Annotated in this window: 9 protein-coding genes; 3 read left to right on the top strand and 6 right to left on the bottom strand. The window is 68.2% G+C overall.

Annotated features, from left to right (window positions below):
* Positions 1-7 precede the first annotated feature (7 nt).
* From EBL84_RS07580 to amrS, 4 genes are all read right to left on the bottom strand, one after another.
* The gene (locus EBL84_RS07580; RefSeq protein ID WP_123140259.1) at positions 8-1,186 is read right to left on the bottom strand and encodes a response regulator; all 1,179 of its coding nucleotides are present in this window, start codon (positions 1,184-1,186) and stop codon (positions 8-10) included.
* A 12-nt stretch (positions 1,187-1,198) separates the two neighbouring features.
* The gene (locus tag EBL84_RS07575; RefSeq protein WP_123140258.1) at positions 1,199-2,113 is read right to left on the bottom strand and encodes a response regulator; all 915 of its coding nucleotides are present in this window, start codon (positions 2,111-2,113) and stop codon (positions 1,199-1,201) included.
* A 30-nt stretch (positions 2,114-2,143) separates the two neighbouring features.
* The gene (locus tag EBL84_RS07570; protein ID WP_190287906.1) at positions 2,144-6,007 is read right to left on the bottom strand and encodes a PAS domain S-box protein; all 3,864 of its coding nucleotides are present in this window, start codon (positions 6,005-6,007) and stop codon (positions 2,144-2,146) included.
* Between the two features lie 92 nt (positions 6,008-6,099).
* Entirely contained in the window at positions 6,100-7,173 is a 1,074-nt protein-coding gene (amrS, locus tag EBL84_RS07565; protein ID WP_123140256.1) for an AmmeMemoRadiSam system radical SAM enzyme, read from the bottom strand.
* Between the two features lie 192 nt (positions 7,174-7,365).
* Here amrS and cysZ point away from each other — a divergent pair, with 192 nt between their 5' ends.
* Positions 7,366-8,586 (top strand): sulfate transporter CysZ, encoded by a 1,221-nt coding sequence (cysZ, locus tag EBL84_RS07560; RefSeq protein WP_123140255.1) that lies wholly within the window; start codon positions 7,366-7,368, stop codon positions 8,584-8,586.
* A 13-nt stretch (positions 8,587-8,599) separates the two neighbouring features.
* Here the strand turns inward: cysZ and EBL84_RS07555 are convergent, their stop codons facing one another.
* Positions 8,600-9,322: a class I SAM-dependent methyltransferase gene (locus tag EBL84_RS07555; RefSeq protein ID WP_123140254.1), complete on the bottom strand. Its 723-nt coding sequence runs from the start codon at positions 9,320-9,322 to the stop codon at positions 8,600-8,602.
* A gap of 213 nt (positions 9,323-9,535) precedes the next feature.
* Here EBL84_RS07555 and EBL84_RS07550 point away from each other — a divergent pair, with 213 nt between their 5' ends.
* Positions 9,536-10,642 (top strand): efflux RND transporter periplasmic adaptor subunit, encoded by a 1,107-nt coding sequence (locus EBL84_RS07550; RefSeq protein WP_123140253.1) that lies wholly within the window; start codon positions 9,536-9,538, stop codon positions 10,640-10,642.
* Positions 10,639-13,725 (top strand): efflux RND transporter permease subunit, encoded by a 3,087-nt coding sequence (locus EBL84_RS07545; RefSeq protein WP_062276108.1) that lies wholly within the window; start codon positions 10,639-10,641, stop codon positions 13,723-13,725. The genes EBL84_RS07550 and EBL84_RS07545 overlap by 4 nt, the downstream gene beginning before the upstream one ends.
* 42 nt (positions 13,726-13,767) lie before the next feature.
* Here the strand turns inward: EBL84_RS07545 and EBL84_RS07540 are convergent, their stop codons facing one another.
* Positions 13,768-14,496, bottom strand: coding sequence for a nuclease-related domain-containing protein (locus tag EBL84_RS07540; protein ID WP_190287905.1), 729 nt, complete (start codon positions 14,494-14,496; stop codon positions 13,768-13,770).
* Between the last annotated feature and the right edge of the window lie 160 nt (positions 14,497-14,656).

Below are 14,656 nucleotides of genomic sequence, written 5' to 3'. Positions count from 1 at the left end.
CTCGACCTCAGTCGCCGAGTTCAGCCGCCTGTGCGCGCAACCATTGCGGCGACTGCTCGATACCGAGCCGCGAGAGCAGCCGGTTGAGCTCATCACCGTCACGCTCGCCATGCACCAGACCGGCGATCCGCATCAGGATGGCATCGCGATGGACGGTTCCACTCGGTAGCTGATAGACCGCGCCGATCCGCATCTGGAGCGCGGTCGGTATTCCCCATTGCACCTTGAGCTGATGACCGGTCTCGGCGGCGCGTGCGGCAAGCAGTCGCTCGCATGCGCTCGGGTCGAGTCGTCCGCCCAGATCGACCCAGCGTTGCTGGAGCACCAGCAGCGCCAGCTCGCCGAGACGCGTGAGCATGGCCGCGGCACGGCACCCGGCGACATCCACGCGCAGCACGCGTCCGAGGACATTGAGCAGCCGCATCAGCGCCAGCGCCTCCTGGCGCAGACGGCGTTCGTGCGCCACCAGCGCCTCGGCGACGAGCGCGCTGCCGGAATGGAGCGCAGCGGTCACCGCGATATTGACCAGCACCGCCGAACCGACCCGTTCGAGCGCCCTCGCCGGGGTCTCGATCAGCACCGAGCCGTCATTGTAGGGGCTGCTGTTGGCCAGCCCCAGCAAGGGACCGACCAACGCCGGTTCGAACTGGCAGCGACGCATCAGCTTGAGACGGGCCTCGGCATCGAGATCGGCCATCCCCTCCAGCGCCTCGGCCAGCGCCGGATCGAGCGGTACCCCCAGCGACTCGTGCTCGAGCATCCGCGTCACGAACTCGGGCAGGGCGTCGAGATCGTCGTTCGCCGCCGTCACCGCGCCCGATTCCTCGACGACCTCGCGCAATCGCGCCATCACCTCGGCGGCACGGAAGGGTTTGACGATATAGGCATCGGCCTGGAAACGCCGCGCCTCGATGATGCGATCACGATCGGCATGTCCCGAGACCATCACGCACACCACCTTGTGGCCGGTGGCGCGAATCGTCTTCAACAGCGCCGTCCCGGTGGTATCCGGCAGGCCCCAGTCGAGCAGCACCAGATCGGCCCCGCCGTGACGTTGCCAGGCATCGAGCGCCGAGCGCCCGTCGACACAGTGCTCGACCGCGGCCTGGGGCCAGAGGCGGCGTACCAGCTGGACCAGCAAGGGGCCGATGGACTGGTCGTCCTCGACGATCAATGCCCGACGCATGCAGGCCTCGACTCAGTCATCGTTGGACTCCGGCGTCGACTCGTTCAGGCTCACCCACGCCTGCACGACGTTCCCCCGTCCTTGATAGTCGAGCGCACTGAAGGCGAGCTGACGGGCCATGGCGATCCCGCGACCGTGATGATGGAAGGCGCGTTCCGGCGCCAGCTCCAGATAGGGCGCCCAGTCGAAACCGGGACCATGATCGCAGACGGTGAAACAGATCCGCTCGGCCTCGCGCCGCAGCCACAGCTCGGCCCAGCGCGAGGCCTGTTCGGGGCGGGCCAGGCGGCGCTCGATCTCGTCGGTCAGGGCATCCTGCGCCAGCAACCGCCCCTTCTCCTCATAGCCGATCCCGAGCAGACCGTGCTCGATGGCGTTGATCATCAGCTCGGAGAGCCCCATGGCCACCAGCGAGGCGCGCGGACAGAGATCGGCGAGCTGTACCGCCAGCAGCGAGGCATGGCGCGGCTCGCGGAAACGGAAGCGCCCCTCCTGGAGGAGTCCCCAGGTACTGGAGATCTCGCGCTGGAGCTGGCGCAAGGCATGACGGTTGCGCCGATCGAGCAGCGCAGCGTTGACGATCCGTTGCAACGCCTCGGCCTGGTAGGGTTTGGCCAGGTAGTACCAGGCACCCGCCGATAACCCCTGAGCGACCTCCTCGGGCGAGCTGGCCACCGTCTGCATGATCACCGGCAGATCCTCGAAGCGCGGATCCCTGACCACCCGCTCGAGCAGCTCGATGCCGTCCATCCGCGGCATCCGTCGATCGAGGATCAGCAGGTCGAAGCGCGAGGGCTCGTCCTGCAGCCTGTCCCAGGCCTCCTGGCCATCCTGCGCGAAGGTGAAGATCCGTTCGGGCGCCTGGAGGAAGTCGGCGATGATCTCCAGATTCAAGGGTTCGTCATCGACCACCAGCAACTCTGTCATCTGTCCTTCTCCACGAGAAATCCTCCAGCATCAGCGCGTGCGGGCGATCTCCTCGAGCAGGCGCACGAGTCTGTCGGCCAGCCGACCGGCCAATGCGCCAGCCTGCGCATCGCGGTCGCGCGCCGCACGCTCGACCTCGCGCGCCAGGCGCGCCACCGACGGGACCTCGAGATTCCCCGCGCTGCCGGCCAGGGTGTGCGCCATGGAGGCGATCCGTTGATGATCCTCACTCTCGGCAGCTGCACGCAGCAGTGCCGGAGTCCCTGTATGTGAATCACACATGGAGGCGAGCAGACGCTGGATAAACGCATCCCGACCACCGAACTTGTCGCGCAGCGCCTTCCAGTCGATCAACGTCTCCTCCTCGCCCGAGTCCTGTCGCGGCGAGGCGTCAGGGCGAGCGACTGCGGCCAGGGCCCGACGCACACCGTCACAGGTCTCGGTCAGCGCCAGCTCGAGCAGCGCCAAGGCCGCCCGGTGACCGGTCCCCTCGCGCACCGCCTGCTCGAACCCGGCGGCGCCTGCCATCACGCCTGTCAGTCCCAGCGCGCCGGCCCCCTCCCCGAGCTCGTGGGCACGGCGCACCACCAGCTCAAGATCGTCGGGTCGCCCGGTAGCGAGCAGCGCGCGCAACCGCGCGGGATCGGCGCCATGCGCCTCGATGAAGTGCGCGAGCAGCAGCGCCAGGCTCTCGACGCGTCCCCCGGCCCTGATCATCCCCTGCTCGAGGTCCACCCCGGAGAGCGCACGCATCCGCTCCTCGAAACCCTGATCGCGCGCCATCGGTGCCGATGAGCGCTGCAGCCAGTCGGCGATGACCCCGTAGAGCCGCTCGGGATCGATCGGCTTGGCGAGATGACCGTTCATGCCCGCCGCCAGACAACGACGCTCGACCTCCTCGAAGACGTTCGCGGTCATCGCCAGGATCGGGGTCTCGGCATAGCCGGGCAGCCGGCGCAAGCGCCGGGTCGCCTCGAAACCGTCGAGCACCGGCATCTGGATGTCCATCAACACCAGATCGAACACCGACTCGCGGGCCCGCGCCAGCGCCTCTGCGCCATCTCCGGCGACCTCGACCCGCACCCCGACCCACTCGAGGATCTCGCGCGCCACGTCCTGGTTGACCCGGTTGTCCTCCACCAGCAACACCCTCGCCCCGCGCAGACGCTCGGTCGCGGGGCGTTGCAAGGGTTGCGCGACTGGCGCGTGCTGGCCCTCTTCGGCGATCTCGAAGGGCAGCTCCACCCAGAAGGTACTGCCGACCCCGAGACGGCTCTCGACACCGATCTCGCCACCGAGCAGCAGACTCAGTCGACGACTGATCGCCAACCCCAGACCGACACCGCCATAGCGCCGGGTGGGCGAGCCGTCGACCTGCTCGAACAGCTCGAAGATACGCTCCTGCTGGGTGGTGTCGAGACCGATGCCGGTGTCGCGCACCGCGATGCGCAGCCGCACCCGTGCAGCATCGCGCTCGATCAGCCCGGCCGAGACCACCACCTCGCCCTGCTCGGTGAACTTCACCGCGTTACCGAGGAAGTTGAGCAGGATCTGGCGCAGACGCAACACGTCACCGACCAGCACCGCCGGGATGTCCGACGCGATCTCGCGCCGAACCCTCAATCCCTTCTCCTCGGCGCGGTTCTCGAGCAGGGCGATCGACTGATCGAAGAGATCGGCCATGGCGAAGGGTTCGCGGTTGATCACCAGCTTGCCCGCCTCGATCCGCGACAGGTCGAGGATGTCGTCGATCAACCCCATCAGATGATGGGCCGCCTCGTTGATGCGCTCGACCCGTTCGGTCAGACCCGGATCGGTCTGCTCGCGGCGCAGCAGCTCGGTCAATCCGATGATGGCGTTCATCGGGGTACGGATCTCATGGCTCATGTTGGCCAGAAACAGGCTCTTGGCCTCGCTGGCCGATTCGGCGGCGCGCTTGGCCGTCTCCAGCTCGGCGGTGCGCGCGCGCACCTGCGCCTCGAGATCGCGCCGCCGGCTCTCGAGTTCGGTCTCGATCCGCTTGCGCTCGCTGATATCCTCGACCAGCACCGCGAACTGTCCGGGCGCAGGCGAATAGGCGAGCAGATTGAACCAGCGCTCGAAATAGGCCGCATAGGCCTCGAAGCGGATCGGTTCACCGGAGAGCGCCACCCGCCCGTAACGCCCGATCCAGTCGACCGGATCGTCCTCGATGCCGGGGATCACCTCCCCGACACGACGACCAATGACCTGCTCTTGGGCGAGGCCGGTCATCCGGGTGTAGGCGGGGTTGACGGCCAGGAAGCGGTAGTCGATCGCATGCCCCTGGGCATCGGTGACGACCTCGTGCAGCGCGAAACCGACGTGCATGTTCTCGAACAGGGCGCGGAAGCGCTCCTCGCTCTCGCGCAACGCCGACTCGGTACGCTTGAGTTCGGTGATGTCGTTGCCGATGGCGAGCACCTCGACCAACTCGCCGGCGGCATCGAACACCGGCTTGTTGGTCCAGTTCATCCACATCTCGCGCCCATCGCGACACCGATTGCGCTCGACCCGGCTGGAGTGGCCGTCGGCATCCCCGATCAACCCCGGCAGCAGGGTCTGCGCGGCGCACGAGGCAGACGCCAGCAGCACCGTGAAGGGCATCCCGATCAACTCGGCGGCGCGGTAACCGAAGAAGCGCTCGGCATAGGGGTTGACGAACTCGATCCGCGCATCACGCCCGAGCCGGATGATGGCGCTGTTGGCGTGCTCGATCAGATCGCGATAGCGCTTCTCGCTCTCGAACCGAGCCCGCTGGGCCTCGTGCGCGACGGTGATGTCGCGCCCCACGCCGAGCACCCCGACCAGCGCCCCAGCGGCATCGAACATCGGGGTGTTGATCGTCTGCATCCGAATCCGCTTACCGTCGGCGCAGTCGAACCACACCTCGTAGCGGATCGCGCCGCCGTGCTCGACCGCCTCGCGATCACGCCGTTCCACCCGCTCGGCGAGCGTCTCGGGGAAGATCTCGCGGTCATTGCGCCCGAGGATGCGTCGCTTGTCGAGCCCGATACAGCGGGCGAACGACAGGTTACAGGCGAGATACTGTCCCCTGGGATCCTTCAGCCAGATCTGATCGGGGATGGTCTCGATCAGCGTGCTCAGTCGGCGACGCTCCTCCTCGAGCGCGATCTCCGCGTGCTTGCGTTCGGTGATGTCGTGCAGATAGCCGTACCAGAGGATGGTGCCGTCGCGCTCACGCCCCGGCACCGACCAGGCCTCCAGCCAGCGCTCACCCCGTCCGGGATGGAGATAGCGATACTGATCGTGACGATGGCAGAGTTCGCGCTCGCACTGACGATGATGCGCGAGCACGCGCGGCAGGTCCTGGGGGTGGATGTTGGCGATGAAGCGATGACTGTCGCTGAACAGCTCCTTCGCACGGATCCCGAGGATCGGCTCGACCGTCGAGGTGATGAACTGGAGCTGCGGTGCACCCTCGGCATCGAGCCGATAGGCGTAGATCATGCCGGGTACACTGGCGACGATCCGTTCCAGCCGGATCGAGTCATCGTCACCCACCCCCGCCGAACGCGGCACGGCCAGCCTGGCAAGATGCTCGACGAGGGGGCCTGACAGGGCCTCCCAGACGCGACAGGCACCTGCGCCGCCATCGTCGAGCGGCGAGAGCAGCAGCACCGGCAACGCGCCGCTCCCCGTCAGCACCCACTCCAGGTCGGCACTCGCGGCGCGACCATCGCAGAGAACCAGATCCCAGTCGTCGACACGGCTGGCGATCAGCTCAGCCAGACCGGGTTGGTCGAGACGATGACGCTCGAGCACATGTGCCGCGCCATCGAGCATGGCATCGAGCGCAAGTGGCGCACTGGAGGCATCCTCCAGCAGGAGGATGTGCAAACGGGGCTGCTCCATGGGTTCATCCGCCGTGGGGCCTCGGGGCCCGCGTCTCCCAAGAGGTAAGGATATCGACACACCGACCATGGGGACAACGCCGGCGCAACTGACTAGGTAGGCCCGCGAGCGGGATGATCCAAGGCGGTGTCGCGGGCAGTCGTCGTGAACACACCGTGACAGCGGGCGCCACAGACCAGACAGCGTCCGGTCTCGTCCAGCGCGCGCGCCACCACCCGGTAGCCGACGCGCGCGATCAACCGTGCCCCGCAGCTCACGCACCGCGTCTCCCCGCCGATTTCCGCTCCCAGGTTGCCGAGATAGACGTGACGCAGCCCGTTGGCGCGAGCGATCTCGCGGGCACGCATCAGGGTCGCGATCGGGGTGGCGGCGTGGTCACGCATGCGGTGGGCGGGATGGAAGGCGCTGAGGTGCAGCGGGACCTCGCAGCCGAGATGCCCGGCGATCCAGGCACTCAGCGCGTGCAATCGACGCGGATCGTCGTTCTCGCCGGGGATCACCAGGGTGGTGATCTCGACCCAGACGGCGGTCTCGTGCACCAGAGACTCCAGGGTCTCGAGCACCGGCGCCAGCCGGGCGCCACAGAGCCGACGATAGAAGCGGTCGTCGAAGGCCTTGAGGTCGATGTTGGCCGCATCGATCGCGGCATAGAACTCGGCGCGCGGCGCAGGCTGCACATAACCGGCGCTCACCGCCACCGTATACAGCCCCGCGGCGTGCGCCGCCGCGGCGCAATCGAGCGCGTACTCGTGGAACACCACCGGATCGTTGTAGGTGAAGGCCAGCGAGCGACAGCCGCTCGTCCTCGCCGCGGCGACGATCCGCGCCGGATCGGTCGGCGCGCCGCCACCCGTGGCGGCGACACGCGCCCGGCTCATCTCCCAGTTCTGGCAGTAGCGACAGGCGAGGTTGCAACCGGCGGTGCCGAAGGAATAGGTCAGCGACCCCGGCAGGAAGTGGTAGAGCGGCTTCTTCTCGATCGGGTCGGGATGGCAACCGAGCGGGCGGGCCGCCTCGGTGAGCACCAGCGCCCCATCGCGGCAGGCGCGCACGAAACACAGCCCCCGCTGTCCCTCGGCGAGCCGGCAACGCCGCGGACAGAGCTCACAGCACACCCGACCATCGGCAAGCGCTCGCCAGTGACGCGCGCGGCGCGCGATCGACATCGTCCACCTCCCGTGCGTTTTGTGCACTGCATCGAGGTCTCGTGCTGAGTATACTGCTGCCGATGCGGGCCGCCGCGTCCCGACCGCAACGCCCCCGTATCCCGAGACTCTCCTCGATCCACAGGATCGCCCTTAACCCCAGGGTCAGGACCATCGTGTCCAGCCCCTCGACAACGACGTCAGATGCCGCTTATGGTCGCCAAACCCATGCTCGGTGCCGGATACCTGTTGCAAGGCGTCCGGCTCATCACCCGCCCCGGACTCAGACGCTTCGTGCTGATCCCGCTGGCGGTCAATATCCTCGTCTTCTCGCTGGCGATCTATCTCGGCGCCCGCGAGTTCGCCGCCTTCCTCGACCTCGTCGAGGCCCAGATCCCGAGCTGGCTCGGCTGGCTCGAGTGGATCCTCTGGCCGGTGTTCGCGCTGCTGCTGCTGGTGGTGGTGTTCTACACCTTCAACCTGGTCGCCAACCTGATCGCCTCGCCGTTCAACAACCTGCTCGCCGAGAAGGTCGAGCTGCTGCTCACCGGCCGACCGCTGCAGGACAGCGGCAGCGTCGGCAAGCTCCTCAAGGAGCTGCTCCCGACCCTGCTCGACGAGCTGGTGAAGGTGGTCTACGCCTTGGCCCTGGCCATCCCCTTCCTGGTGCTGCTGTTCGTCCCGGTGGTCGGCCCGCTGCTGTGGTTCCTCTACACCGCCTGGATCCTCGCGGTGCAGTACAGCGACTACCCGATGGGCAACCACGGGCTGAAGTTCCGCGAGATGCGCGCGCGGCTGCGCGGCGAGCGCGGACTCAGCCTCGGCTTCGGCGCGGCGGCCGCCGGGCTCGGGATGGTGCCGGTGGTCAACTTCATCCTGATGCCGAGCGCGGTGGCCGGCGCCACCGCGATGTGGGTGCGCGAGTTCAATCGCGAGCACGCCCGCGCCCGCTATCAGGGCCCTTACGAATCGCGCATGACCACGCGCTGGGTGCGACTCGAGATCGACCACCTCTCCGGGCGCATCGGCGGCGAGATCCTGCTCGGCCCACTGCAGGGACAGCGGCTCGAGTCGATCGCCACCGAGGCCCTGCTCGATCTGCTCGCCGGCGGCTGCGCCAGCGATGCCGCCTCGGCCGAGGCGCTCGAGGTCTATCTCTCGCGCGAGCGCGGACAGCGCTTCGCCGAGCGCGCCCGCGCCCGTCAGGAACAGGAGCCGCGCAGCGCGCCGCCGCGCCCGAGCGATACGCGAATGGGCGACGACGAGGCGCGCGCCATCCTCGGGGTGGCGACCAACGCCGACAACGACGCGATCCGCGCCGCCCATCGCCGGCTGATCCAGCGCATGCACCCGGATCGCGGCGGCTCGGCCTATCTCGCCGCCAAGATCAACGAGGCCAAGCGCGTGCTCACGCGTGTCGGTGAGGCGGCCTGAGCCGGAAACCCGACTACCCCGGCTTGCGCAGCAGGTCGACGCGGTGCGGCTTGAGAAAGTGCGCGCCGCTCGGGGTCAGGTGTCGATCGAAGGCCGCGCGGACCTCGGCACGGCGCGCCTCGGGCAAAGGCTCGGCGCGATGGCTGACATCGATGAAGCGCGCGGCGAAGTGCGCCCAGTCCGGATAGCTGCCCTCGGCCTGGTAGAAGACCTCGTGCTCGCAGTCGAAGAGCCCGGCCTCGACCGCGCCCTGGAGCGCGGCGAAGGCCGCCGCACGCACCGCGCGCTCGTCGTGGATCAGCCCGGTCAGCTCGGCGAAGGGGCCCCAGTAGACCGGCTCGGAGACATAGAGCGCGCCGCCCGGCGCCAGCACCCGGTGGATCTCGTGCAGCGCGCGCGTCATCAGCGCCGGCGGCACGTGGTGCAGCGACTTGAACATGAACACCTGCGCATAGCGTCCGTCGCGATCGGCGATGGCCTCGGCACCGCCCTCGCGCAACTCGATCGCAGGGGGCAGATCGAGCGCACGGTTGCGCGCCAGCTGCGCGCGATCGACCTCGGTGGCAACCACCCGCGCGGCGCCGAAGCGCTCGACCAGCAGCCGCGTCATCCAGGCCGCGCCGCAACCGAGTTCGAGCACCTCCTGACCTGCCGGGTCGAGCAGCCCGGCGAGCACCTCGGGCTCGCGATCGAGGCGATAGGCACTGGGGTCGTTGAGACGCATCTGTTGAACCAAAGGGGAACTCTCCATATCGATCCGGGTCGCTTGGACACGAACGGCGGCGTCTCGACGAGACGCCCGCATCCTCACGCCCCTATAATTGGCGACCACGTCGCCAGGTAACTCGACGGACCGGAGCACCCGGCGTTCGGCACGAGCGCAGCCTCCACCCGCTACCCCAACGACACCACCATCAACGACATCGACCGCAAGAGGCTCGTAGCACGCATGATCGCCCGAATCCTCACCGTGCTGGTGGCGCTCGCCGCGCTGATCGGCGCACTCGCCTTCTTCAAGTACGGCCAGATCGCCCAGGAGATGGCCGCCTTCTCCCAGCCCCGCCCGGCCACCGCCGTCGCCGCCGTCAGCGTCGACACCACCAACTGGCGTCCCACCCTCTCCGGGGTCGGCACGGTCCAGGCGGTCCAGGGCGTGGAGGTCAACAGCGAGGTCGACGGACAGGTCCGCGAGATCCTGTTCGAGTCCGGCGCCATGGTCGAGGCGGGGCAGATTCTACTGCGCCTCGAGGACGATGTGGACCGCGCCACCCTCGAGGGCCTCAAGGCCGCCGAGCAGCTCGCCGAGATCCAGCTGCGACGCAACCGCACCCTGCTGCGCGATCGCGCCGTCGCCCAGGGCGACGTCGACGAGCGCGCCGCCCAGCTCGATCAGGCCCGCGCCGAGGTCAAGGCCATCGAGGCCAACATCCGCAAGAAGACCATCCGCGCGCCCTTCGCCGGTCAGCTCGGCATCCGTCAGGTCGATCTCGGCCAGTTCCTCGCCGCCGGCACCGCCATCGTCTCGCTCCAGGCACTCGATCCGGTTTATGTCGACTACGCCCTGCCCGAGCGCCATCTCGCCCAGCTCCACGCCGGTCAGCAGGTTCGGGTCCGGGTGGCGGCCTATCCCGAGCGCGTCTTCGAGGGCAGGATCCAGGCGATCGATCCGGGCATCGACCAGGGCACGCGCAACGTCAGGATCCGCGCCCGCTTCGACAACCCCGATCTGGCGCTGCGACCGGGCATGTTCACCCGCGTCGAGACCCTGCTGCCGACCCAGGACGCGGTGCTGACCCTGCCGCGCGAGGCGATCACCTTCAACACCTATGGCGACTCGGTCTATCGCGTCGTCGAGCGCGACGGCCAGACCCTGGTCGAGCGCCGCCAGGTCACCACCGGCGCGGTGCGCGGCGAGGAGATCGTCATCCTCGACGGACTCGTCGCCGGCGACCGGGTGGTGCTCGGCGGTCAGGTCAAGCTCACCAACGGCCAGCCGGTGCGCGTGGTCGACAAGCCAGCACAGACGTCGACCGACGCCGAGGGTGAGGCCGAATGAGATTCACCGATATCTTCATCCGCCGTCCGGTGCTGGCGAGCGTCGTCAGCCTGCTGATCCTGATCCTCGGTCTGCGCTCCTTCCTCGATCTCGAGATCCGTCAGTACCCGGAGACCAACAACACGGTGGTCACCGTCACCACCGCCTACCCGGGCGCCAGCAGCGACCTGGTGCAGGGCTTCATCACCACCCCGCTGCAACAGGCCATCGCCGAGGCCAACGGCATCGACTTCATCCTCGGCACCAGCAGCGCCGGCACCTCGATGATCGAGGCGCACATGAAGCTCAACTACGACCCCAACGCCGCGGTCGCCGAGATCCAGGCCAAGGTAGCCAGCCGCACCAACGTGCTCCCCGAGGCGGCGCAGAACCCGGTGATCGACTCCTCCACCGGCGACTCCACCGCGCTCATGTATCTCGCCTTCACCAGCGAGCAGATGACCCTGCCGCAGATCACCGACTATCTGCTGCGCGTGGTCCAGCCCCAGCTCCAGGCGATCGACGGCGTGGCCAAGGCCGAGATCTTCGGCGACCAGACCTATGCCATGCGCGTCTGGCTCGACCCGGCGCGGATGGCCTCGCTCGGGATCAGCGGCGACGAGGTCGCCCAGGTGCTCGCCAACAACAACCACCTCGCCGGTATCGGCAAGGTCAAGGGCAACATGGTGCAGGTCGACCTCTCGGCGACCACCGACGTCAGCCAGGTCGAGGACTTCCGCCGCCTGGTGATCCGCGATCAGGACGACACCCTGATCCGGCTCGACGACATCGCCCGGGTCGAGCTCGGCGCCAAGAGCTACGATTCGAGCAGCCTGCACAACGGCAAGCCGTCGATCTTCATCGGCATCGAGCCGACGCCCGGGGCCAACCCGCTGCAGGTCGCCTCGCGGGTCAAGGCGCTGCTGCCGGAGCTGCGCGCCCAGTTCCCCGAGGGGCTGCAGGGATTCGAGGCCTATGACGGCAGCGCGTTCATCCAGTCCTCGATCGACGAGGTCTTCGCCACCCTCGGCGAGGCGGTGCTGATCGTGCTGCTGGTGATCTTCCTCTCGCTCGGCTCGATCCGCGCCGCGCTGGTGCCCTCGGTGGCCGTCCCGCTGTCGATCATCGGCGCCGGCTTCCTGATGCTGCTGTTCGGCTTCTCGATCAACCTGCTCACCCTGCTGGCGATGGTGCTGGCCATCGGTCTGGTGGTCGACGATGCGATCATCGTCGTCGAGAACGTCCACCGCCATCTCGAGATGGGCAAGAGCGGGCTGCGCGCCGCGCTCGACGGCGCGCGCGAACTGGCGTTGCCGATCATCGCCATGACCACCACGCTGATCGCCGTCTACGCCCCGATCGGCTTCATGGGCGGGCTGGTCGGCTCGCTGTTCACCGAGTTCGCCTTCACCCTCGCCGGCGCGGTGCTGGTCTCGGGCGTGGTCGCGCTCACCCTCTCGCCGATGCTCGCCGGGCGGGTGTTGCACGCCAGCAGCGAGCAGAGCCGCTTCGAGCAGGGTGTCGAGCGCTTCTTCGGCTGGCTCTCCAACAGCTATCGCGGTCTGTTGGTGCGCTGGCTGCGCTACCCCTCGGTGACCCTGCTGGTGGCCGTGGCGCTGCTCGGCAGCATCTATGTGATGTACACCATGACCGAGAAGGAGCTGGCCCCCACCGAGGACCAGAGCATCCTCTTCTTCATGGCCACCGCACCGCAGACGGCGACCATCGACTACGACAAGCACTATGTCGACACGGAGCTGCTGCCGATCTTCGAGTCCTTCCCCGAGTACAAGGAGAGCTTCATCATCATCGGCATGGGTGGCGACCAGAGCACCACCTTCGGCGGCTTCAAGATGCCCGCGACCGACGAGCGCGAGCGCTCGCAGATGGAGATCGAGCCGCAGCTCCAGGGCGCCGTCTCGCAGATCACCGGGATGCAGACGGTGGTCTTCCCGCGCCCCAGCCTGCCCACCCCGGGCGACGGCCTGCCGGTGGAGTTCGTCATCCTCTCGGATCGCTCGCACAAGGAGCTCACCGGCATCGCCGACGCCCTGCTCGGTCAGGCGATGGGCAGCGGCAAGTTCATGTTCCTCACCAAGGACGTGAAATACGAGCGCCCGCGTACCGTGCTCGAGGTCGATCGCGATCTCGCCGGCGATCTCGGCATCAGCATGGCCGATCTCGGCACCAGTCTCGGGGTGATGCTCAACGAGGACTACGTCAACTGGTTCAGCCTGGAGGGGCGCAGCTATCAGGTCATCCCCCAGGTCGAGCGCGCCTTCCGCGACAGCGTCGAGGAGTTCGGCGACTACTATGTGCGCAACGGCGACGGCGAGCTGATCCCGCTCGACGCCCTGGTGACCGTCCGCAACCAGGTCGAGCCCTCCAAGCGCATCCAGTTCCAGCAGCTCAACGCCATCACCGTCTCCGGCGTGGCGATGCCGGGCGTGACCCTCGGCGAGGCGCTCGGCGCGCTCGAGGAGATCGCCGGCGAGCAGTTCCCGCGCGGCGTGAGCTGGGACTACAAGGGCGAGTCGCGTCAGTACAAGACCGAGGGCAGCGCGCTCGAGGTCACCTTCTTCCTCTCGCTGGTGGTGATCTATCTGGTGCTCGCCGCCCAGTTCGAGAGCTGGCGCGATCCCTTCGTCATCCTGATGTCGGTGCCGCTGTCGATCGCCGGGGCCATGGCCTTCCTCTTCCTCGGCTTCGCCAGCGTCAACATCTACACCCAGGTGGGACTGATCACCCTGATCGGGCTGATCGCCAAGAACGGCATCCTCATCGTCGAGTTCGCCAACCAGCTGCGCGAGCGCGACGGGCTCGACAAGCGCGCGGCGATCGAGGAGGCCTCGACGATCCGGCTGCGTCCGATCCTGATGACCACGGTGGCGATGCTGGTGGCGATGATCCCGCTGCTCACCGCCGGCGGTCCGGGTGCGGTCAGCCGCTTCGACATCGGTCTGGTGATCGTCACCGGACTGGGGATCGGCACCCTGTTCACCCTGTTCGTGGTCCCGGCCTTCTATCTGTTGCTCTCGCCCAAGGAGCACAGCGGCCCGCTGACCGACGAAGACGAAGAGAACACCGCGCCCCAGGCCGGCTGAGCCCCGGCGCCCGTGGACCCGTCCACGGGCGCCCCGCCCGGCTCACAGCCCGACCGACCCCCACACCCGCCACCACAACAGCCCCGCCAACGCGCCCGCCGCCCCGAGCAACGCCTTGCCCAGCCGGGTGCGGTCGTCGCGCCCGTGGCGGCGCTCCACCTGACGCCGGTGCCGCCAGCGCGCGAGCCAGCCGCGTCGGACCTGCCCCCGCAACCGTGTCCAGGCCGCCTGCTTCGCACGCCCCACCCGGCCACCACGCAAGGTGCCCAGATCGCGCGCCAGGGTCGCGCAGCGCGACACCCCGGCCGGAACCGCGTCGACAAACCGCGCCCCATCGGTGAACACCACTCGCGCATGGACCGGCTGGCCCAGCCCCAGCGCCTCCACCGCGCGGACATGACGACGGTTCTGATGCAGCGGATTGACGAAGGGATAGCGCCGCCGACCGATCAGCTGCACCCAGTGCGTCGCCTCAGCCGCGCCCTGGATGGCGCCGCGATAGTGCTTGGTCTCGACCACCAGCAACCCGCGCGGGGTCAGCGCCAGATGATCGATCTGGGTCAGCCCGCCGCGCCCGTCGGGCAACACCACCCCGTGCAGGACCTCGGGGAACAGCGCCTCGAGCCGCCGCCCGACCATGCGCTCGCCCTGCCAACCCCGCCAACGCGGCAACAGCAATCGCGCGCCGAGCAACACCAGCAACGGCGGCAGACACCACAACAACGGCAGAACCAGCGCCTGGAACACCAGCGCCAAGGGATCGGAGGACAAGGAAGACACGGCAGAGGGGGAGCGGACGACAGCGGCACACGAACGGGATCGAGGCCCATGATAGCGCAAGCGGGTGGAGGGCGGTCGACGGGCTACGCCAACCCGCGCGGTTGCGTTATGCTCGACCGACCGGACACCCGCAGTGCCGTCCCCCGGCAAG

The sequence above is a fragment of the Marichromatium sp. AB31 genome (assembly GCF_003718685.1).
GTDB lineage: Bacteria > Pseudomonadota > Gammaproteobacteria > Chromatiales > Chromatiaceae > Marichromatium > Marichromatium gracile.
This window is presented reverse-complemented; position numbering and strand designations above follow the sequence as displayed.

Coding starts and splice junctions, on each gene's coding strand:
- EBL84_RS07580 (WP_123140259.1), bottom strand. CDS start 1,186: ATGCGTCGGGCATTGATCGTCGAGGACGACCAGTCCATCGGCCCCTTG.
- EBL84_RS07575 (WP_123140258.1), bottom strand. CDS start 2,113: ATGACAGAGTTGCTGGTGGTCGATGACGAACCCTTGAATCTGGAGATC.
- EBL84_RS07570 (WP_190287906.1), bottom strand. CDS start 6,007: ATGGAGCAGCCCCGTTTGCACATCCTCCTGCTGGAGGATGCCTCCAGT.
- amrS (WP_123140256.1), bottom strand. CDS start 7,173: ATGTCGATCGCGCGCCGCGCGCGTCACTGGCGAGCGCTTGCCGATGGT.
- cysZ (WP_123140255.1), top strand. CDS start 7,366: ATGGTCGCCAAACCCATGCTCGGTGCCGGATACCTGTTGCAAGGCGTC.
- EBL84_RS07550 (WP_123140253.1), top strand. CDS start 9,536: ATGATCGCCCGAATCCTCACCGTGCTGGTGGCGCTCGCCGCGCTGATC.
- EBL84_RS07545 (WP_062276108.1), top strand. CDS start 10,639: ATGAGATTCACCGATATCTTCATCCGCCGTCCGGTGCTGGCGAGCGTC.